This window comes from Kitasatospora sp. NPDC059408, assembly GCF_042751525.1.
GTDB lineage: Bacteria > Actinomycetota > Actinomycetes > Streptomycetales > Streptomycetaceae > Kitasatospora.
The window spans coordinates 160,487-180,795 of record NZ_JBHYWI010000001.1 but is presented as its reverse complement, the minus strand read 5'-3'; the positions used below and the strand labels follow the sequence as shown (position 1 = coordinate 180,795).

17 protein-coding genes are annotated in these 20,309 nt (G+C 75.8%); 14 read left to right on the top strand and 3 right to left on the bottom strand.

Going from position 1 to position 20,309, the window contains the following annotated elements; all coding sequences use genetic code 11:
- Positions 1–13: 13 nt before the first annotated feature.
- The 3 genes from ACFXDE_RS00735 to ACFXDE_RS00725 form a co-directional block, all read right to left on the bottom strand.
- On the bottom strand, positions 14–1,165 hold the full coding sequence (locus tag ACFXDE_RS00735; RefSeq protein ID WP_380490081.1) for an MBL fold metallo-hydrolase: 1,152 nt from the start codon (positions 1,163–1,165) through the stop codon (positions 14–16).
- A 407-nt stretch (positions 1,166–1,572) separates the two neighbouring features.
- Positions 1,573–2,025, bottom strand: coding sequence for a MaoC family dehydratase (locus ACFXDE_RS00730; protein WP_380437893.1), 453 nt, complete (start codon positions 2,023–2,025; stop codon positions 1,573–1,575).
- A gap of 228 nt (positions 2,026–2,253) precedes the next feature.
- Complete coding sequence (locus ACFXDE_RS00725; protein ID WP_380489408.1) at positions 2,254–2,682, bottom strand: pyridoxamine 5'-phosphate oxidase family protein; 429 nt, start codon at positions 2,680–2,682, stop codon at positions 2,254–2,256.
- A 153-nt stretch (positions 2,683–2,835) separates the two neighbouring features.
- On the opposite strand from ACFXDE_RS00725, the gene ACFXDE_RS00720 reads away from it, so the two are divergent.
- From ACFXDE_RS00720 to ACFXDE_RS00655, 14 genes are all read left to right on the top strand, one after another.
- Positions 2,836–3,702: a hypothetical protein gene (locus tag ACFXDE_RS00720; protein ID WP_380489407.1), complete on the top strand. Its 867-nt coding sequence runs from the start codon at positions 2,836–2,838 to the stop codon at positions 3,700–3,702.
- Positions 3,703–3,890: 188 nt separating this feature from the next.
- Positions 3,891–4,463, top strand: coding sequence for a hypothetical protein (locus ACFXDE_RS00715; protein WP_380489404.1), 573 nt, complete (start codon positions 3,891–3,893; stop codon positions 4,461–4,463).
- Positions 4,457–5,389 carry a hypothetical protein gene (locus tag ACFXDE_RS00710; protein WP_380489401.1) on the top strand — a complete coding sequence of 311 codons (933 nt, stop codon included), beginning with the start codon at positions 4,457–4,459 and terminating at the stop codon, positions 5,387–5,389. The genes ACFXDE_RS00715 and ACFXDE_RS00710 overlap by 7 nt, the downstream gene beginning before the upstream one ends.
- 88 nt (positions 5,390–5,477) lie before the next feature.
- Positions 5,478–6,407, top strand: a complete 930-nt coding sequence (locus ACFXDE_RS00705) for an SAF domain-containing protein (protein WP_380489399.1) — start codon at positions 5,478–5,480, stop codon at positions 6,405–6,407.
- Positions 6,407–7,858, top strand: coding sequence for a hypothetical protein (locus ACFXDE_RS00700; protein WP_380489397.1), 1,452 nt, complete (start codon positions 6,407–6,409; stop codon positions 7,856–7,858). Before ACFXDE_RS00705 ends, ACFXDE_RS00700 begins: the two co-directional genes overlap by 1 nt.
- Positions 7,848–9,527, top strand: coding sequence for a CpaF family protein (locus tag ACFXDE_RS00695; protein WP_380489394.1), 1,680 nt, complete (start codon positions 7,848–7,850; stop codon positions 9,525–9,527). Before ACFXDE_RS00700 ends, ACFXDE_RS00695 begins: the two co-directional genes overlap by 11 nt.
- Entirely contained in the window at positions 9,524–10,507 is a 984-nt protein-coding gene (locus ACFXDE_RS00690; RefSeq protein WP_380489391.1) for a type II secretion system F family protein, read from the top strand. The genes ACFXDE_RS00695 and ACFXDE_RS00690 overlap by 4 nt, the downstream gene beginning before the upstream one ends.
- The gene (locus ACFXDE_RS00685; protein ID WP_380437911.1) at positions 10,504–11,382 is read left to right on the top strand and encodes a hypothetical protein; all 879 of its coding nucleotides are present in this window, start codon (positions 10,504–10,506) and stop codon (positions 11,380–11,382) included. The genes ACFXDE_RS00690 and ACFXDE_RS00685 overlap by 4 nt, the downstream gene beginning before the upstream one ends.
- 62 nt (positions 11,383–11,444) lie before the next feature.
- Positions 11,445–11,729, top strand: a complete 285-nt coding sequence (locus ACFXDE_RS00680; RefSeq protein WP_359957841.1) for a hypothetical protein — start codon at positions 11,445–11,447, stop codon at positions 11,727–11,729.
- On the top strand, positions 11,729–12,232 hold the full coding sequence (locus tag ACFXDE_RS00675) for a TadE/TadG family type IV pilus assembly protein (RefSeq protein ID WP_380489387.1): 504 nt from the start codon (positions 11,729–11,731) through the stop codon (positions 12,230–12,232). Before ACFXDE_RS00680 ends, ACFXDE_RS00675 begins: the two co-directional genes overlap by 1 nt.
- Before the next feature lie 74 nt (positions 12,233–12,306).
- Entirely contained in the window at positions 12,307–12,708 is a 402-nt protein-coding gene (locus tag ACFXDE_RS00670; protein ID WP_380489384.1) for a pilus assembly protein, read from the top strand.
- 241 nt (positions 12,709–12,949) lie between these two features.
- Positions 12,950–13,435: a hypothetical protein gene (locus ACFXDE_RS00665; RefSeq protein WP_380437917.1), complete on the top strand. Its 486-nt coding sequence runs from the start codon at positions 12,950–12,952 to the stop codon at positions 13,433–13,435.
- Entirely contained in the window at positions 13,435–17,535 is a 4,101-nt protein-coding gene (locus ACFXDE_RS00660; protein ID WP_380489382.1) for a LysM peptidoglycan-binding domain-containing protein, read from the top strand. Before ACFXDE_RS00665 ends, ACFXDE_RS00660 begins: the two co-directional genes overlap by 1 nt.
- Positions 17,536–17,934: 399 nt before the next feature.
- Entirely contained in the window at positions 17,935–20,274 is a 2,340-nt protein-coding gene (locus ACFXDE_RS00655) for a hypothetical protein (RefSeq protein WP_380489379.1), read from the top strand.
- The last annotated feature ends 35 nt before the right edge of the window (positions 20,275–20,309 follow it).

Here is a 20,309-nt window from a genome sequence, read left to right as displayed (position 1 = left end):
CAGATAACAGATTTCAGCGAACAGATTTTGAAATCTGTTCGCTGAAACCCGTCTCCCGGACCACCACCGGGTCGACGCTCCCGCGCGCCGCCGCCGCGACCGCTCGCCACCACAGCCGCAGGGCGGGCGGATTCACCGGTTCGAACGGCTTGCCCGGGCGGGGTACCGCGAGGTGGGCGCCGAGCGCGTGGGCGGCCGTGACCACCCGCTCGGCCGGCTCCTCCCACGGGTGCAGCGCGAGGTTGAAGGTGCACCAGTGGATCGGCAGCAGCAGTTCGCCGCCCAGGTCCAGGTGCGCCCGCACGCCCTCCTCGGGCGTCATGTGGACCTCGGGCCAGAAGTCGCTGTACGCGCCGACCTGCATCATCGTCGCGTCGAACGGTCCGAGCCGGCGCCCGATCTCGGCGAAGCCGGGGAAGTAGCCGGTGTCCCCGCTGTGGAAGATCCGGTGCCCGCCGCCGGCCACTACCCAGGACGCCCACAGGAACAGCGCGCTCGTGCGCGGTCCCCGGCTGCAGTAGTGCCGGGCGGGCGTGGCCGTCAGCGTCAGCCCGGCGACCTCGGCCGATTCCCACCAGTCCAGCTCGACGATCCGCGCGGCCGGCACCCCCCAGTGCTCCAGGTGCGCACCGACCCCGAGTGGCACCGCGAACACCGCGCCCGTCCCGTTGAGCGCGCGGACGGTCGCCATGTCGAGGTGGTCGTAGTGGTCGTGCGAGACCACGACCACGTCCACCGGGCCGAGTTCGGCGAGCGGCAGCGGCACCGGGTGCAGCCGCTTGGGGCCCGTCCAGGCGAACGGCGAGCAGCGCTCGCCCCACACCGGGTCGAGCAGCACCCGGCGTCCGCCGATCTCGGCGAGGACGGTCGCGTGCCCGAGCCAGGTGAGCCGCAGCCCGGACTCCGGCGGCTCGGCGAGGTCGGAGGGCAGGAGCCGGTGCACCGGTACGGCGGCGGCGGGCGCCCGGCGGGTCTTGTCGCCGGACAGCTGGGCGAGGGTGATCTCCAGCGGGCTGCGCTCGTACACCAGCCGGCGGGTGGGCAGCGGGTTGCGGAAGGAGCCGTCGGCGAACTGCGGGGAGCGGTGGATGCGGGCCAGTCGTTCGCCGCGCGGGTCGGCCCCGAAGGCCTCGGCCCGCACGCGGTGCCAGGCCGCGCGGGGCAGTTGGGCGAGTCCGGGTCCCGGGCTGGTTCCCGGGCTGGATCCCGGGCCGCGGGCCGGGCGTGCGGGCGGAGGGGCGAGCTGGGAGGTCAGACCGGCGAGGCGGGAGAACCACGGGGCAGGGCGGGGCACGGCTCCTCCAGGGACGGTCACGGCTACCGGGCATGCCGGGGGGCGCACCACGGGGCGGGCCGGGTGCGGCCCCCACGCAGTGCGACAACCATCTCGTCGGAGATTACGCCCCGTGAGCCGTCCGGACCCGGTGGAGACGTCCGTGCGGGCCAATCGGAGTACGGACCAGTCGGAGTACGGGCCGATCGGAGCACGGGCCGATAGGAGTGCGAGCCGATCGGCGTACAGGCCAATTGGAGTGCGGGCCCGCCGCTGAGGGTGGGCCCCCGGGCGGCGGGTCAGGCGTAGAAGCGGGTGATCGTCTCCGCGACGCAGTGCGGCTTGGCGCTCTCCGCGCTGGTGATGGTGAAGCGCACGACCGCCTGGACCCCGCCCGGCACCTCGGTGGCCGAGACGAGCTCGGCGGTGGCCCGGATCGCGGTGCCCACCGGCACGGGCGCCGGGAAGCGCACCTTCTCCGACCCGTAGTTGAGCGCCATCCGCACCCCCTCGACGCTGTAGCACTCCTTGGCGAGCACCGGGATCATCGACTGCGTCAGGTACCCGTGCGCGATCGTCGAGCCGAACCGGCTCTCCTTGGCCCGCTGCGGGTCCACATGGATCCACTGGTGGTCGCCGGTCGCCTCGGCGAACAGGTCGATCTGCCGCTGCTCGATCGTGTGCCACTGGCTGGTGCCCAGCTCGGTGCCGACGGCGGAGGTGAGGTCGGCGAGGGAGGCGAAGCTCGTCACGGTCGCTCCTGGAGGGGGACGGGCCGCAGCCCGGTGATCAGGACGTCGGCAGGGTATGCCTACTCCCGGGTACCTGTCAGGAGCGGGCCCCGCACCTCATCGAGGGTGGACGCGGAACTCCCAGGTCAGCGCCTCAGGACCGCAGCGCCCCTAGGGACCCGCAGCACCCCTCAGGACCCGCGGCACCCCTCAGGACCCGCAGCAACTCGTCGAGACCCGCGGCACCCCTCAGGACCACAGGACCCCGTGTCCGGCCGGGAGCAGCCGGCGCCCGCTCACCAGCTCCGGCACCAGCGCGAAGTACGTCGGCTCCGGGTCCCCCACCCAGGGCCGCAGCCCGGAGCGCAGCGCCCGCCGCACCTGCTCGGGGTCGCCGACCGCGTTGGCCCGCCCGTGCACGAGCACGCTCCATCCGGTGCGGGTGACCGGGTCCAGGAGGTCGGCCTGGAATGCCACGACGGTGCCGTCGAGCCCGCGCGCGGTCGCACTCCCCCGGCGCACGGCGAGCAGCAACCGCCCGTCCACGACCTCGAAGGAGACCGGCAGGACGGCGGGCAGCGCGTGCTCGGTGTACACCACGCGCCCGACGGGCACGGTGCTGAGCAGCCGTAGGCACTCGGTCTCGCTCAGGGTCTCCACACGGTCGTCGGGCTCCATGCGTCCGATCGTCCTCCGGCCGCCGCGCGGGCCGATAGGGCCCATGGTCCCGGAGCGAAGGGGCCGGGAGCCCCGTCGGCGGCGGCCGGGGGCGGTAGCCTGCCCGGCGGGCGGCCCCGGGTGCGCCGGGGCCGGCGAGGAGGGGGTGTGCTGATGGCCGGTGGGGTCGATCTGGTGGTGATCGGGGCGGACGGCGGCCCCGACAAGGCTTTCGGCGGGTCGGCGCACGCGCCGGACGGCGCCCGCCTGCTCGCCGGGGAACTGCCCGGGATGTGCTTCGACACCGGCGCGGGGGGCTGCCGGGTCACCGCCGTCGCGCCGGACGCGGACGCCAACGCGATGCTCACCGCCGTCCGTTCGGCGGCCCAGCACCCCGGTCGCTGGCTGGTGGTCTGCCTGCTCGGCCAACTGGTGGCCGACCCGCGCGGGCGCCGGCTCGCCCTGGTCACGGCCGGCAGCACCGCCGGCAACGCCTACCGCCGCGGCCTCGCCTGGGACTGGGTGGTCAGCGCCATGGTGCACGGCGACCAGGAGGAGACGCTGCTGCTCGTCGACGCCGTCGCCGACCGGGACACCTGGGCGGCGCTCGAACGCGGTGCCGACACCCGTTCCGGCCAGGAGGGCGCGGGCGAACTGCTGACCTACTCGCGCGTCCCGCTCTGGGGCCGGATCGGTCGTTACGTCCCCGGTAGACGCGGCCGGGACGCCGTGCTGCCGGGCGGTGAGGGATCGTTCAGCCACGCCCTCACCACCGTGCTGCGCCAGGGCCTGCCGGGTGCGCCGGCCGCCGTCGGGCCGCTGGACCTCCAGCCCGCCGTCGCCGCGGTCGTGGACCGCGCGGAACCGGCCGGAAGTTCGGGTGCGCCGGGCGCGCGCCTGCTCGTTCCGCCGCAGGGCGGGCGCCTCTTGATGCGCAATCGGGCGGCGGTGCGGGGCGCATTGGCCGGATTGTCGCTTTCCGAAGAACTGTTGGCCGTCCTGTGGCGCGAAAGTGCCCCGACGGATCCGCCTTCCGCGTAAGGTCAGGGGGCCCGAGGTGTTGCCGTGATGGGGTGGGTTGGCGAAGAATCGATGCCCCGCGGAAACATCGGTGGGACGGCGGAATTCTTCCGGCGGCCACGGACTTCGGTCGGGTTCGGTCGCGATGAGGTGGGGCGATGCGGCAGCGCGGAAATGTGTTGCGCCCTGGGGCGGTTGGGGTCGGTGGGGTGGTTCTGGCGATGCTGCTGGGCGCGTGCGCGAGCGGTGGGCCGGGCGGTTCCGTCGATCGTCTCGGGACGGGTGCGCCGAGCGTCGCGCAAGTGAACCCGCTAACTCCTTCGGGTGGTTCCGTAAACGCCACGATCGCGCCGACCACCGGTCCGGAAGGTGCCGCGGGCCGACTGGCCGTGAACACCTATCAGGACTGGTGGCGGGCCCAGACCGAGGCATTCGGGCGCACGGATTCGGACGGAATCGCTCTGGAGACGTACTCCTCCGGACAGGCGCTCGCCGATACGCTCGTCGGACTGCGTCAACTCCACGACGCCAAACTGGTGATGACCGGGGCGCCGCGCAATTCCGCCGTCGTGACGGCGGTCGACCTGAACGCCGATCCGCACACCGCGGTGATCGAGGACTGCCTCGACGTGTCGCAGTGGAACCGGGTCGACGCCACCACGAAGGCCGCGCGGGAACCGGTGGGGCGGGTCGACCGGTACGTGGCGAAGGCGTCCCTGCGCTGGTTCCAAGCACGCTGGCTGATCTACGACTTCAAGCGGGAGGCGGACCGGACATGCTGAACACCAGGAATACCGCTCGGCGATTCGCACCCCTCGCGCCGGTGTCGGCGGCCCTGCTGCTGATGTCGGCGGCCGTTCCGGCGATCGCGGACGAAACACCGGGCGGCAGCGCGCAGCAATGCGCCCCGAACGTGATCTGCGGTGAGGTCCACGGTGGGGGAGGCACGTCCACGGGCGGCGGAAACGGAGGCGGTGGCGGGGGCGGAAACAGCGGCGGCCCGCTGCTGTGCAGCTACCACGGGCAGGAATGGCCGTGCCACGACCCCGAGATGGGCTGGTTCAGCAACAGCGACGGCTGCTACTACACCACCGTCGACAAGCCGGCCGACGACCCCGCGTGGGAGGGGCACAAACCGTCCGAGGGTTCGTTGTACCTGCCGTCGTGCCCGCAGGCCGGGGGAGGCTTCTCCCCGGGCAAGATCCAGTTCAGCGCCACCGCACCCTCCGCACCGCCGCCGGACCCGCGGGCGATCGCGATGAAGATCGTGGGCCGGATGCCCTTCCCGGCCCCCGCGCCCGCCGCCGCGCCACTCGGCACGGCGGTGGTGAAGTCACCGGTCTGGCTCTGGCTGAACGGCCGCCAGGCGCCCGATCCCATCTCCCTGCCGCTCCAGGGCATCACCGTCACCGTCACGCCCAGGCTGAAGAACGTGGTCTGGACCTTCAACGACAAGTACTCGCTGACCTGCGACAAGCCCGGGACGCCGTACGACCCCGGCTACGGCGCCGCCAAGTCCCCCGACTGCGGCTTCGAGTTCCCGACCGGCTCGGCCGGTGAGCCCGGCGGCGCGTTCACCGTGTCCGCCACGGCGAACTGGGTGGGCGAGGTCACCGTCACGGGCCTGAACACCAAGGTCGACCCGATCCCCATGCCGCAGAGCGCCACCTTCCAGCTCAAGGTTGCCGAGGTGCAGGTCCTCAACTGACCTACTCCGCCGACGACCGACGATCAGCGACCGGCGACCGACGACCGACGACCGACGAGCACGACGACACGCGAAAGGCCTCAACCCGGTGGAGAACCGTACGTACGCGACGCCGGGACCCGGCACACCCGCAGGCGCCGCGGTGTCCGTGGCCGTGCCCGAACAGGCACAGGGCCAAGGCGGCGGCAAGGGGACGGGGAAGAGCAAGGGCCGCGCCGCGCCGCACGCCCCCGCCCGCACCCTGCGGGCCCGGCGCCGCCGTCCGGCCGTGCTCGCCATGTCGATCGCGCTGATCGCCGCCGGCGGGCTCGGCGGCGCCGTCCTCTACAGCAGCACCGGGCAGCGGGTCGCCGTGCTGGCGCTCGCCCGGGACGTCCCGTACGGGCAGGTGATCACCGACGACGACCTCGTGGTGGCGCGGATCGCCTCCGACCCGGCGCTGCGCCCGGTGTCCGCGCAGGACCGGTCGGGCGCGGTCGGCCTGCGGGCCGCCACCGACCTCAAGCGCGGCGCGATGCTCACCAAGGGCGACCTCGCCCAGTCGCTGGCCGTGCAGCCCGGGCAGATCATCGTCGGCGTGGCGGCCCACCGCAGCCAGCTGCCCGCCTCCCGGCTCCAGCCGGGCATGCAGGTCGTGATCGTCTACACCCCCGACAACGGCCGGGCGGACTCGCTGACCGCGACGGTCATCACGGTCGGGCGCCCGGACACCGACGGCAGCGTCGTGACCGACGTGGCGATCGGCACGGCGGACGGGCCCCGGCTGGCCCAGTGGGTCGCGAGCGGACGGATCCAGGTGCTGCTCGCGCCGCGCGCCGCCGCCGGGGACGCGCCGCCGGCCGCCGGGGCGTCCACCCCGGCCCCCTCGGCCCCCTCGACTCCCTCGGCTCCTGCCTCCCCGGCCGCGGGGACACCGGCGCCGGGGACTCCCGCGCCAGGGACCTCCGCCGCCGGGGCGCCGCCCGCGGGCAGCCCGTCGGCCGGGGCGAGCCGCAGCACAGGGGCGGGTGGGGCCTGATGGCGGTGATCGCGGTGGCCGGCGGCCCCGGCGCACCCGGTGCGACCACGTCCGCGCTGGCCCTCCTGCTCGCCTGGCCGCTGGAGCCCGGCCGCCGGGTCGTCCTCGTCGAGGCCGACCCGGACGGCGGCGCCGTGCTCGCGGGCGCCCTGGAGGGGCGCGTCGAAGCGGTGTACGGGCTGCGCAACCTGGCCATCGCCGACCGGCGCGGCCTGCTCGCCCAGACGCTCTGGGAACAGCTCGTCGACCTCTCCCCGGACGGCACCGCCGAGCGCCTCCTGCTGCCCGGTCTCACCGACCCGAGCCAGGCGCCCGGCCTCGCCTACACCTGGGAGCCGCTCGCCGACCTGCTGCACGGGCTCGAACAGCAGGGCTACGACGTCATCGTGGACCTCGGCCGCTCCGGCACCACCGGCGCGAGCGCCGTCCTCGCCCGCCGGGCGGATGTCGTCGCGGCCACCGTGCGGACGACCCTGCGCGGGCTGAGCGCGGCCCGGCCCCGGCTGGCCGCGCTCGCCGAGGACCTGGCGACGGCCGGCACCGGGGCGGACGCGCTCGGGCTGCTGCTCGTCGCGGAGGGGCCGTACTCGGCGGCGGAGGTGTCGCGCGAGTTCGGCCTGCCGGTGCTCGGGCTGCTGCCGCACGCGGTGCGCACCGCGCGGGTGCTCTCCGACGGCGGGGACATCACCGACCGGCGGTTCATCCGTTCGGAGCTGATGCGCACGGCGCGGTCGGCGGCGGACGAGGTGCAGCTCGCGGTGCGCCGTCGGCGCCAGCGGCTGGCGCCCGGACAGGCGGTGGCGCACGTGCCGGTCGCGGCGGTGGCGCCGGTGGCGTCGGTCACGGCGGTGGCGTCGATGGCGGGGCCCGTCGCCGCGCCCGCGCGGAGCGCGCAGCCGGGGGCGCCGGTCGGCGTGCCCGCCGGGGCTGCCATGGCGGCGCCGTCGTCGGTGGAGGCGGAGCAACTTCCGTACGCTCAGGCGAGGTTGCAGTCTCCGATGCAGTCGTCCGGCCAGGTGCGGCCGCAGGTACAGCCGCAGGCCCAGGTGCAGTTCCAGGCGCAGCCGCAGCCGGTCGCGCCGGTGATCGTCACCGGCCCGGTGGCGCCGCTCGCCGGGCTCGCGCCGCAGCCGGCCGCACCCGCGCCGTTCCCCGGGCAGGGGCCGCAGGCGTACGCCCCGCAGGTGCAGGCCCCGTCGCCGTACGCCCCACAGGCGCACGGGCAGCAGGCGTACGGACCGCAGGCACACGGGCAGCAGACCTACGAGCAACGGACCTACGAGCAGCAGGCCTACGGACAACAGCCGCAGCAGCCGTACGTCCAGCAGCAGTCCCACCCGCAGCAGCAGGTCCCAGAACAGCACGTCCAGGAGCCGGACCCGCACCAGGAGCAGCAGCCCCCGGTGAACGGTCGGCCCCACGGCCCCGGGGAGGTGCTCCGTGCGCGGTAGCCCCCTGCACCAGCGCCCGTCCGCCGATCCGGCCGCGCTCCCGTGGTCGGGCCCGCTGCCCGCGACCGGGCCGGTCCATCCGCAGCCGGTGCCCCAGCCGGTGCCTCAGCCCGTACCCCAGCCGGTGCCCGGCCAACAGCCGCATCAGCACGCCCAACAGTCACAGCAGCACGCCCAACAGCCGCCGTACGCCCAGCAGTCCGTGTACGCGGCGGCGCCGGCCGGGCCCACCGCCGTCCCGTCCCAGCTGCCCTCGCTCGACCTGCGCGGCGCCGGGACCCGGCCGGCCGTCGACCCGCAGGTCGCGCGCGAGCTCAAGCGCCAGGTCGCGGCCGAACTGCACCAGCAGATCGCCCGGTTGACCTCCGGCACCGGCGCCGAGCCGGACCGCGCCACCCGCCGCCAGCGCGGCCGGGCGCTCATCGAGGAGGCCGTCGCGCGCTGGTCGGACGCCTACGCGCAGACCCACGGCATCCCGCCCACCCGGGAGCAGGACCGCGCGCTCGCCGAGGCCGTGTTCGACCTGCTGTTCCGCGCCGGGCGGCTCCAGCCCTACCTCGACGACCCGGAGATCGAGAACATCCTGATCAACGGCTGCGACGACGTCTGGGTCTCGCGCGTGCACCAGCCGCTGCGCCAGGTGCCGCCGGTGGCCGACAGCGACGCCGAACTCGTCGAGCTGCTCCAGGACCTGGCCCGCCAGCACGGTGGCGGAGAGCGCAGCCTCTCCACCGCCAGCCCGACCCTCGCCCTGCGCCTGGAGGGCGGCATGCGCCTCCAGGCGCTCACCGAGGTCACGCCCCGCCCGTACGTCGCGATCCGGCGCCACCGGGTGGCCTCCGCGACGCTCCCCGAGATGGTCCGGCTCGGCACCCTGGACAGCACCTTGGCCGCCTTCCTGGCCGCCGCCATCCGGGCCCGGAAGAACGTGATGATCACCGGCACCCAGGGCGTCGGCAAGACCAGCCTGCTGCGCGCCATGGCCGCCGAGATCCCGCCGGACGAGCGGATCGGCACCCTGGAGTCGGAGTTCGAGCTCTGGCTGCACACCCTCGGCCACCTGCGCCAGGTCGTCCCGATGGAGGCCCGCGAGGGCAACGGGGAACGCGTCGAGGGCCGCCTGGCAGGTGAGTTGACGATCGGCGACCTCATCCCGGCCGCGCTGCGGATGACGCTCTCGCGGATCATCGTCGGCGAGGTCCGCTCCGGCGAGGTCGTGCCGATGCTGCGCGTCATGACCAACGGCGAGGGCGGCTCGATGTGCACGCTGCACGCCCGCGGTCCGCACATGGTCGTCGACCGCATCGCCGAACTCTGCCTGGAGTACGGCTCGCACATGACCGACGGCCTCGCCTACCGCCTCACCGCCAACGCGCTGGACCTGATCGTCCACGTCGCCATGGTCGACGAGACGGCCGTCGGCGGGCGCCGGCACCGCTTCGTCTCGCACGTCCTGGAGGTCACCGGCCTCGGCGAGAGCGGCCGGCCCGCGCTGAACACCGTCTTCGGCCCGCGCCCCGAGCTCGGCGAGCCGCGCGCCGTCCCGCACACCCCGCCGCAGTGCCTGGACGACCTGCGCCGGGCCGGCTTCGACGCCTCGCTCCTCGGCTCCCGCTACGGGAGTTGGGCCTCCCAGCTCCAGCTGCGGATCGGCGGTGGCGCCCGATGATGCTGCTCTTCGTGCTGTGCGGGCTGCTGGTCACCGGTGGCGTCGTCGCCCTGGTGGCGTGGGCCCGCGGCAGCGAACCGGCGCCGGAAGCGGACGGCGGCGACGAGCAGGAGAACCCGCTCGCCACCCGGGCCCACACGCTCTGGTACGGCGCCCCCGGCACCGCCCCCGCCCGGATGGTGCGCCTGCGCCGGATCCAGCTGCCGCTCGCACTGATCGGCGCCGCGCTCGGCTGGCTGTTCACCGGCATCCCGCTGACCGCCCTGCTGGTGCCGCTCGCCGTGTTCGGCCTGCCCTGGCTGTTCGACACCACCCGCTCCGACACCCACCGGATCGAACGCCTCGAAGCGCTCTCCGAGTGGACCCAGCGCATCGCCGACGTGCTGCTGCTCGGCGTCGGCCTCAACCAGGCGATCGTCACCAGCCGCCGCACCGCCCCCGCCGCGCTGGAGGAGGAGATCGGCGAGCTAGCCGCCCGCCTCCAGGCCCGCTGGCGGCCCGAGGAGGCGCTGCGCGCCTTCGCCGACAGCCTCGCCGACGCCACCGCCGACAAGGTGCTCGCCGCGCTCCTCCTGCGGGCCGGCGACAGCGGCCCCGGCCTCGCCCGCGCGCTCGCCGACATGGCCGACTCGGTGCGCGAGGAGGTGCGCCAGCGCCGCGCCATCGAGGCCGACCGGTCCAAGCACCGCACCACGATCCGCTGGCTGGTCGGCATCATCACGCTGGTGATAGTGGTCGGCGCCTTCAACTCCGACTACACCCGCCCGTACACCACCCTCGTCGGGCAGGTCGTGCTCGCCGTCGTCGCCGCGCTGTTCGTCGCCATCATCGCGTGGATGCGCGCGCTCGCCTCCCACCCGCCGGTGCCCCGGCTGCTGGTGGCCGACCGGCGCAGCCGCACCGGCCGCCGCCGCCCCGCGCCCGGTCAGGACGCCCAAGGCGCCGACGAGGCAGCGGAGTTGCTCGGGGAGGCCCGATGATCTCGCCGTGGTCCGTCCTGGCCGGTGCCGCCGCGGCCGGCGGCGTCGCGCTGCTGATCGCCGAACTGCGCCCGGCGCCGCCGGACCTGCGCCAGGCCCTGGACCGGCTGCACCGCGTCCCCGCCGACCGCCCCGAGGACCCGGACGAGCGCCCGCGCTGGTACGACCGGATCGGCGAGCGCTCCGTCGCCGTGCGCGGGGTGCGCGTCCCGCACCGCGAACTCGCCCTGATCGGCCGCACCCCGGCCCGTTTCATGGTGCACAAGCTGCTGTTCGCCGTGATCGGCCTGATGCTGCCCGCCTACCTGGCGGCGGTGTTCGCCGTCGTGGACGTCCAACTGCCCTTCGCCCTGCCGATGGTGGCCGGGCCGCTGCTGGCCGCGCTGCTCTGGTTCGTCCCCGACGCCATCGTCGCCGGCGAGGCCAAGGAGGCGCGCGTCGAGTACCTGCACGGCATCGCCGCCTACCTCGAACTCGTCGCGCTCGAACGGGCCGCCGACTGCGGGCCGGCCGAGGCGCTGCGCCGGGCCGCCTCGGTCGGGCGCGGCACGGTGTTCCTGCGCATCCGCGACGCCCTCGACCGCGCCGCCACCGACCGCATGCCGCCGTGGGCCGGGCTGGACGCGCTGGCCGCCGAACTCGGCCTCACCCCGCTCCAGGACGTCGCCGACATCATGCGCTTGTCCGGCACCGACGGCGCCGCCGTGTACGACACCCTGCGGGCCCGCGCCAAGGGCCTGCGGGGCGAACTGCTCGCCGAGGACCTGGCCCGCGCCAACGCCGACAGCGAGCGGATGGTCGCCCCCGGGTCCGCGCTGACCCTGCTGATGACCGTCCTGATCGTCTTCCCCGCCCTCCACCAGATGCTCGCCTGACGTCCGCCCGGCGCCCGCCGGGCGGACGAGCCCGCACCGCACCTCACCACCGGGAGAACCCGATGACCCACCTGGCCGTCCGGCTCAAATACCTGGCCGGGCTGTTCCTGCGGCCCGTGCTCCTGCCCGTCCAGTTCGCCCTGCTGCTGTTCACCTTCCGGCTCGGCCGGCTGCGCGCCGCCCGGGCCCGCGGCGACCGCGGCGCCATCAGCATCGAACTCGCCCTCGCCATCATCGCGCTGGTGGTCGTCGCCGGCGCCGTCGCGGCCTCGCTGGTGATCCTGCAGAAGAAGGTGTCCACCAAGGTCGAGCAGGACCCGAAGTACCCGGGCGGCGCGGCAACCTGATGATGGGCGACAAGCGCCGTTCGCGCGGCAGCGGCAGCGGCAGCGGCGGCAGCAGCGGCAGCGGGAGTGACCGGGGAGCGATGAGCCTGAGCCTGGCCATCGTCTTCCCGGTGGTCCTGTTGCTCCTGCTGCTGGTCGTGCAGGCCTCGCTGTGGTGGTACGCGCGGCAGGTCGCGCTCACCGCCGCCCGCGAGGGCGCCGAGGCCGGCCGCACGCAGAGCGCGGCGGGCGCGGCGACGAAGGGCGCGCCGGACGACGCGGCGGACCAGGCGGCGAAGGACGCGGCGGCGCGCGCGCAGGCCGAGGACTTCCTGCGGCGGCAGGGCAGCGGCACGTACGAGGTGAGCACCGACGGCAGCACCGCGCAACGGGTGCGGGTCACCGTCCGGCTGACCCCGACGCTGCTGATCCCCGGTCTGTCCGCGCCGCACATCACCCAGTTCGCGGAGGCGCCGCGCGAGCGCTTCGTTCCGCCGGGAGCGGCGCCGGGGGCGGCGCCGTGAGCGGGCGGTCCGGGCCTTCCGCGCGCACGCGGTGGCGTCCGGCCGGGGTGCGGCGACGGCCGGACCGTGGCGGGGTGGCCATCGAGGCGGCGATCATCGCGCCGTACGTGGTCGGGCTGGTCCTGATCGCGATCGCGGCGGGGCGCTTGCAGACCACCTCCGCGACGATAGAGGCGTCGGCGCGCTCGGCCGCCCGCACGGCCTCGCTCGTCCGCAGCTTCGACGGGATGGCGGAGCCGGCCAAGGAGGCGGCCCGCGACCAGCTGAAGCAGCAGGGCGTCTCCTGCGGCAACCTCTCGGTGACCGTCACCCAGGGGGAACTGGAGCTGCCGGGCGGCGCCGTCGCCACCGTCAAGGTCCGGGTGGTGTGCGACGTCGGGCTCGGCGACCTGCTCGGCGGGCTCTCCGGGGTGCCCGGGACGAAGACCCTGGCCGGCGAGTTCACCTCCGTGGTGGACCGCTACCGGGGCGCGTGACGACAGGTGGGCCGGATCCGGGGATTGGGGACGGCCCGGGCGGGGGAGACGCAAGCGGAGAGCGCCCGGGCGATGACGGAACGGGGCCGGGCGGCGCCCGGTGGGGGCCGGGGCGTTCGGGGCGGTCGGGGCGGGGCCGGCCGGCTCGGGGCGAACGGCATTGGGACGAACGGCTCGGGGACGAGCGGGGACGAAGGGCCAGGGGGCGAACAGCGGTGGGGAAGTCCGAGGGGGTGTGAAGGTGCGTGCACGTGAGGGTGCCGGGCCGCACGGCCGGCCGACCGGTCTGCTGCGCCTGCGGCGGCCGCGGCGGCGGTCCGACCGCGGTGCGGTCTCGCTCTTCGTGGCGATCTGCGCCGTCTACCTGGTGTTCGTGATCGCCATCGTCGTCGACGTCGGCGGCCGCCTGCGGGTCGTCGAACGCAACGACGCCTACGCGCAGGAGGCGGCCCGGGTCGGCGGACAGCAGCTCGACCAGGCCCTCGTCCTCCAGGGCAAGGGCATCCAGGTCCAGCACGACTACGCCCTGAAGGCCGTCGACGCCTACCTCGGGCTGTACGGACTCACGGCGGCCGGGGTCACGTTCTCGGCGGACGGCAAGGTCGTCACCGTCACGGTGGTGACGGACTTCCGGCCGGTCCTGCTGGGCTCCCTCGGAGAGCGTCAGGTAACGGGCAGGGGCAGTGCCACCCTCGTCCACGGAGTCGAGAAAGCGGAGACCGACTGATGGCCGCGCCACGTGCAAAGGACCAGGCCCGACCCGCCCCGGACCAGGCCCGGACCACCCGGAGCCACAAGCGGGTCCCGCAGGCCCCCGCCCGGCGGGCGCCGGGCGGGCGCGGGCGCGCCGGGGCGGTGATCACCGCGCTCGCCGCGCTGGTCACCCTGGCCGCCCTGCTGCTGGGCCTGCCCGCCCTCCTGCTCTACGGGACCCAGGCGGTCGCCGCGATGGGCGACGTCGCCCCGGACGGCATCGGCCAGGCGCTCACCGGCCCGGACGACGGGCGGCTGTTCCTGTGGCTGCTGGTCGTCGTCGGCTGGCTGGCCTGGGCCTGCTTCGCGCTCTCCGTCCTGCTGGAGGTCCCGGCCCAGCTGCGCGGGCGGATCGCCCGCCGGATCCCGGCGTTCGGCTGGAGCCAGCGGATGGCCGCCGGGCTGGTCGGCGCGGTGCTCGCGCTGCTGCCGGTGGCCGGTTCGTCCTTCGCCGCCGTCTCCGAGCGGCCCCAGGCCGCCACGGCCGCAGCCCAGTTGACGGCCGGCGTGCAGCGCGCCGCCCTGCCGGCGGCGCAGGCCGCGCCCGCCCTCGCGGCCGCCGCCGAGCAGCACCCCAGCTACACCGTGCGCGACAGCCGGCCCGCCGACAGCCTGTGGTCCATCGCCGAGCGGCAACTGGGCTCGGGCGAGCGCTGGGTGGAGATCGCCAGACTCAACGACGGCCGGACGATGGACGGTTCGGGCGTCCGCTTCGACGCCGACCGGCCGATCCAGCCCGGCTGGGAACTCCTCATGCCCGCCGACGCGAAGCCGGACGAGGCCAAGTCGCCCGCCCAGTCGCCCGCTTCCGCCCCCGCGCCGACGCAGCCGGCTTCGCAGGCCCCGCAGACCCCCCAAGCGGGCACGGAGGCCACCGGCACCGAGGCCACGGGCGCGGCGGGTGCCCAGGCCACCGGCGGACACGGGACGGTGACCGTCAAGGAAGGGGACAGCCTCTCCGCCATCGCCCAGCGCGAGTTGGGGGACGGCGACGCCTGGCCGAGGATCTTCGACGCCAACAAGGGCGCCCAGGCCCCGGACGGCGAACGCCTGACCGACCCGGACCAGCTGGTGCCGGGCATGGTGCTCACCGTCCCCGGCGCAGCCACCTCTCCCGCGCCTGCTCCTGCCCCTGCGCCGGCCCCAGCTCCCGCCCCGACGCCCGACCCGGCGCCGGCCCCCGCGCAGCAGACGCCCGCGCCGTCCGCCCCGGCCGGCCAGCCGCCCGCGACGCAGGCACCCGCGACGCAGGCACCCGCCACGCAGGCTCCGGCGCCCGCACCCACCCAGGCGGCGCCGACGCCTGCTCCCTCGCACGCCCCGGGCCACACCCCCGCACCCGCGCCCGCCGCCCACGCCGACCCGGCGCCCAGCGACGACTACACCGTCGCCCTCGCCGCCTCCACCGTCGGCGTCCTGCTCGCCGCCATCATGATCGGCACCGTCGCCCACAAGCGCGGTGGCCAGCTGCGGGCCCGCCGCCCCCGGCACCGCATCACCATGCCCGAGGCCGAGGCCGCCTCCTTCGAGAACGAGCTCAGGGCCCGTCAGGACGACGCCGGCCTCGACCTGCTCGACCGCGCCCTGCGCACCATGGCCCGCAACACCGTCCGCGGCGGCAAGCGCCTGCCCGCGATCATCGCGGCCCGGATCACCCCCGGCCACACCGTCGAGCTCCACCTCTCCGGCCCGGCCGCGCCCATCGCGCCCTTCCGCGCCGCGCACGCCCCCAACGTGTGGTGGTGCAGCCCCGACGCCGGCGACCTCCTCAACGCCACCCAGGCCCGCAAGACCGCCGCCCCCTACCCGGCCCTGGTCACCCTCGGCACCGCGCCGGACGGCTCCGTCGTCCTCGCCGACCTGGAGACCGTCCGCCTCCTCCACCTCTCCGGGCACCCCGACGACGCCCGCGACGTCCTGCGCACCCTCGCCATCGAGCTCGCCCACAGCCCGCTCGCCGACCGGCTCCACCTCCACCTCGTCGACCTCGCCGAGGAGGTGCCGATCAGCGGACCGGCCGCCGAACGCGTCCACCGCCACCCGACGCTCGAAGCCGCGCTCGCCGCCCTCGGCCCGCGCACCGCCAAGGCCCGCGCCACCCTCGTCGCCGCCGAGGCCACCAGCCCGCGCGAGGCCCGCAGCCGCGGGCAGGCCGACGAGTCCTGGACCCCGGAGATCGTCCTCTGCGCCCAGCAGCCCGGCGGCGGCGTCCCCGCCGAACTCGGCCGCCTGCTCGACGCCCGGCCGCGCACCTGCGTCGCCGTGGTCACCCGCGCCCCCGAGCGCGGCACCGGGCCGGTCGCCCGCTGGACCCTCCCGACCACCGGCCAGGCCGCCATCCCCGGCCTGCACCTGACCGTCGAGCTCCAGCGGCTCACCGGCGCCCAGTACGACCAGGTCGCCGAACTGCTCCGGGCCGCCGACGACGCCACCCAGCACCCGGCGCCCGCCTGGACCCTGGACGGCCCCGGGAACGACGACGCCGACGACGGCTTCGGCGACGACTCGGACACGGCCGAACTGCCCGCCGCCGTACCGGTGCTGGCCACGGTCGGCGGCCCGGCCGAGGAGGGCGCGAACGGCGCCGCTGGGGTCGGTGGGGTTGGTGGGGTTGGCGGGGCCGGCGGGGTTGGTGGGGCCGACGGGGCCAACGGCGTCGGCGGCTCCGGCGCGGGGGCCGGGGCGCGGGCGCTCACCCGGGTCATCGGCACGGGCGCGAGCCCGTTCGCGAGCACCGACCCGGCGGCGCCGACGACCGGGACCGGGCGGCACGCCGTCAACGGGCTCGGGCGCAAGGCGGTGACGGGGCAGGTGCCGCCGGTCCTGCCGCCGGTTCTGCCGCTCGGGCCGGTCACTCCGCTCGGGCCGGTCGCGTCCGCCGGGCCCATCGGGCCCGCGGCTCAGGCCGTGCCGGTCGAGCAGCCTGTCGAGGACGGTGCCGGCGAGGGCGGCGAGGACACCACCCGGGACCTGCGGGTACCGGGGCCGGCCGCCGTCGTGCTGCCGGTCCAGTCGGTCGCGCCGGTCGCGCCGGTCGCGCCGGAGTCCGTGGCCCCGGTGCCTGTAGTCCCGGCACCCGTGGCCCCGGCACCCGCCGTCGAACCGGCTGCCGAGCCCGCGCCGACGCATGACCCGGCACCGGCGTCCACCGGCGCGGCCCCGCGGATCCCGGCCCGTCCGGAGCCGGGGACCGGTCCCGCCGCCACCGCCCCGGTCGTTGTCACGGCCGCCGGCACCACGACCACGGCCGCCGGTCGCACCGACAGCGACGACCTCCTCGCGATCCTCCGCTCCCCGGAGGCCCACAGCGCCCGCAACGCGCCCCGGATCCGGCTGCTCGGCCCGGTCGACGTGGCAGGCGCCGTCGGCACCGTCGAACCCGGCCACCTGCCCCGGCTCACCGAACTCGCCGCCTACCTCGCGCTGCGCCCGGGCGCCGACCACGCCGCCCTCGACCACGACCTCCACCCGGGCGCGGCCCACCTCGACCCGCACCCCACCACCGCCGACGCCGTGAGCCCGCTGTCCGGCAAGATCGCGGGCCTCGCCGCGTGGCTCGGCGCCACCCCCGAGGGGCGTGCGTTCCTGCCCACCGACACCGCCGACGGCTACTCCTACGCCCCGGCCGTCACGTGCGACTGGGACGAGTTCCGCAGCCTCTACCGGCGCGGCATGCGCAGCACCAGCGCCACGGCGGACGCCGCGCTCGCGCACGCCCTGGCCCTGGTCCGGGGCGCCCCGTTCGCCGAGGCCCCGCCCGCGTCGTACGGGTGGGCCGAGGCCGAGCGCCAGGACATGATCGCCGCCATCGTCGACACCGCCCACGAGCTCGCCGCCCGCCGCCTCCAGTACGGCGACCACCGCAGCGCCGAGGCCGCCGTCTTCCGCGGCCTCGCCGTCGCCCCGGACGTCGAGCTGCTGCACCGCGACCTCTTCTACGCGTACGCCTCGGCCGGCGCCCGGGACCAGCTCCTGCGCGCCGTCAACCGCCTCGACGCCCTGAGCCGCCGCACCGGCCGCGACCTGGACGCCGACACGGTCGCCCTCCTCCGTGACCTCCTGGCCGGCTCCTGACCACCGTCCTCCGGCGGTGGGCCCGTCCGCCGCCGGAGGGGGTGTCACGCGGTGCCCGCGCGGGCACAGTTCGATCACCGCGCCGCCGGAATCCGCACACGACGGGGGAGTGCCGTGGCGGTCCCCCGCATCCATCGGCCAATGTGCTTGACCGGAACGGAAGTTGACGGGCGAGGGCCGGGTTCCGGGTCGACCGGCGCGCCGATCGGCGACCCGGCCTGGATCGGGTGCGCCGGGATCTCGTAGGGTGGCCGAAACGGGAGTGGTGCCGCGCACCACGCAGTAAGGGCATCAGACGCCGCACGAGCGGCGGGGTGGGGCGGTGACCAGAAGATGGCGGAGACGACAGCTGTCCCAGGAGGCCCCGAACCGGCAGCGGACGCGGGGCCCCTGGACGCCGTGCCGCCGCCCCCGCGCATCCCGGGCGACGAGCACCCGCCCGGCCCGGCCGCCCTGTACGAGCCGCTGGACGTCCCCGCGTCCGTGCCCGCGCCTACGCCGGGGCCGGCGCCCGTGCCGACGCCTGCGCCGGTACCGGTGACGCCGCCGGCCGCGCCGACCGGATGGACCCTCACCGGCATGCCCGCCGTGGGCGCGCCTGGCCCCGCGCCCGTGCAGGCCCCGGCTCCGGCACCCTCCTTCGCGACTCCGCTGCCGTTCTCGGTGCCCGGTGTCGGCGGCGGACTGGGGGCGGCGCCGCGCGGGCGGATCCTGGTGGTCGAGGGCGGCTACGGCAGTGCCGGCCGCCGCACCTGGGGCCGCGGCGTCCCGGCCCAGGCGACGGTGCTGTCCGCGATGCTCGCCGCCGTCTCGCCCCAGGTGCTGCTCGCCGCGGACGCGGTCGACGCCGTCCACCTGCCCGGCGCCAGCGACCCGCACACCGTCCTCGCCCACCTGCGGGCCGCAGCCCGCCACCCCGGGCCGCTCCTCGTCCACCTGGGCGGCCACCTGGTCGCCGACAAGCGCGGCGGGCAGCTCCACCTCACCCTGCGCGACTCCAAGGCCGCGAGCATCCGCCAGGACGGCCTGCCCTGGCAGGCGATCGCCGCCGAGCTGAGCCACCGCCCGGCCGACTGGCAGACCCTGGTCATCGCCGACCTCAGCGCCGACCAGAACGCCTGGCCCCTCCTCCAGACCGGCGGCCCCGGTGCCGCCGCCCCGCTGAGCGACGGCGTCCCGCTGTGGGCCGTCGTCAGCCCGGACCCGGAGCAGATCGGCACCTTCACCCGCGCCCTCATCGAGGCCCTGCACGGCGGCCGCCCGGGCGCGGGCGAGGTCCTCGCGCCCGAACAGCTGCGCCAGCAGGTGTACTCGGTGCTGCGCCCGGACGTGGTCATCGTCGCGACGCACGCTCCGGACCGCCCGGTCTTCCGCAACACAGCCCGCCGCACCGACGGTCCGGTGGTGGACGTGGTGCCGATGGGCGTTGCGCCGGTTGAGGCCGTGCCGGTGGACGTGGCGCCTGTGGACGCGCTGCCGATGGGCGCTGCGCCGGTTGAGGCCGTGCCGGCCCAGCCGGTGGCTCCGGTGCCTGCTGCGGCCCCCGAAGCCGAGGCCGCCGAAGCCGAGGTCGTCGAGCCCGACTTCATCGAGCCCGAGGCCGGTGAGCCCGAGGCTTTCGTGTCCGATGCTGTCGCCACAGCGGTCGTCGAGGAGGTCGTCGAAGAGGAGCCCGCTCCCGAGGCCTCGGTCGACGGCCTGGTGAGCCTCCGCAAGGCCGGCGTGCCGCCCACCCCGCGACCGCCCGCGCGCCCGGTCACCCTGCAGAAGCAACTGCCCGACGTCCCGAGGACCATGACGCTCCGCGCGCTCATGCTGACCGACGTTGACGTTGACGTCGAGGCCGACGCCGAGGCCGTGGCCGACGTTGACACCGAGGACGTCGCTGTCGGGGACGTCACCCCGACGCCGACGCCGACGCCGACGCCGACGCGGACCCCGACCCCGACTTCGGGAGTGAGGCTCGCGAAGGCCGCGTCGCCCGTTCCGTACGCCGCTCCGGTCGTGGACGAGCCGCAGGACGCCGTCGTCGAGCCGGAGCCGGAGGATGTGGTGGTGCCGGCTCCGGACTTGGAGGAGGAGCTCCAGTCCGAGGCCGAAGTCCCGCTGGAGGAGCCTCGGTTCGAGGAGGACGTTCCGGTGGAGGAGCCCCCTCTGCTCGACGAGCCTGCTCCGCTCGAAGAGGCACCCGGGCCCGAGGCCCAGGCCGAGCCCGAGGCGCAGCCCGAGCCCGAGCCCGGGACGTCGGACGAGCCCGCGGATCCGGCCGCAGCGGAGGACCCCGCGTCCGCCGGCCCCGAGCCGCGCGCCGACTACCGCGAGACGCTCGGCCGGATCGTCCGCAGCGCGGACGCGGGTGACCACGCCGCCGCCACGGACCTCGCGTTCGCCCTCGAACTGGAGGCGATCGCCGAGCACGGCGCGGTCTCCGAGCCGGTCCTCCAGGTCCGGCAGGTCCGGGCGCACGTGTGCCGGCTCGCGGGCAAGCCGGCCGAGGCCGCGGACATCTACCGCGAGGTGGCGCTGACCCTGCTCCGCTCGCAGGGCGCGGACCACCCGGAGACCCAGCAGGCGGCCACGAACGCCGAGGCCTGCTGGCGGGCGATCAAGGACCGCACGGAGGCCATCCGCATCGCGCCGGAGATCATCGAACTGCGCGCCTACCTCCCGGGCCCCGAGGGCCGCAAGCTCCGCGCTGCTGAGCGCTACCTCGCCCAGCTGGCGGCACCGGGCAACTGACCGGCGACAGCCGACGGGTGACAGGTAACAGCGAA

What these genes read in the sequence shown, in the direction of transcription:
- ACFXDE_RS00725 (WP_380489408.1), bottom strand. Translation starts at nt 2,682, where the DNA reads ATGGAGCCCGACGACCGTGTGGAGACCCTGAGCGAGACCGAGTGCCTA.
- ACFXDE_RS00720 (WP_380489407.1), top strand. Translation starts at nt 2,836, where the DNA reads ATGGCCGGTGGGGTCGATCTGGTGGTGATCGGGGCGGACGGCGGCCCC.
- ACFXDE_RS00710 (WP_380489401.1), top strand. Translation starts at nt 4,457, where the DNA reads ATGCTGAACACCAGGAATACCGCTCGGCGATTCGCACCCCTCGCGCCG.
- ACFXDE_RS00700 (WP_380489397.1), top strand. Translation starts at nt 6,407, where the DNA reads ATGGCGGTGATCGCGGTGGCCGGCGGCCCCGGCGCACCCGGTGCGACC.
- ACFXDE_RS00690 (WP_380489391.1), top strand. Translation starts at nt 9,524, where the DNA reads ATGATGCTGCTCTTCGTGCTGTGCGGGCTGCTGGTCACCGGTGGCGTC.
- ACFXDE_RS00685 (WP_380437911.1), top strand. Translation starts at nt 10,504, where the DNA reads ATGATCTCGCCGTGGTCCGTCCTGGCCGGTGCCGCCGCGGCCGGCGGC.
- ACFXDE_RS00680 (WP_359957841.1), top strand. Translation starts at nt 11,445, where the DNA reads ATGACCCACCTGGCCGTCCGGCTCAAATACCTGGCCGGGCTGTTCCTG.
- ACFXDE_RS00675 (WP_380489387.1), top strand. Translation starts at nt 11,729, where the DNA reads ATGATGGGCGACAAGCGCCGTTCGCGCGGCAGCGGCAGCGGCAGCGGC.
- ACFXDE_RS00660 (WP_380489382.1), top strand. Translation starts at nt 13,435, where the DNA reads ATGGCCGCGCCACGTGCAAAGGACCAGGCCCGACCCGCCCCGGACCAG.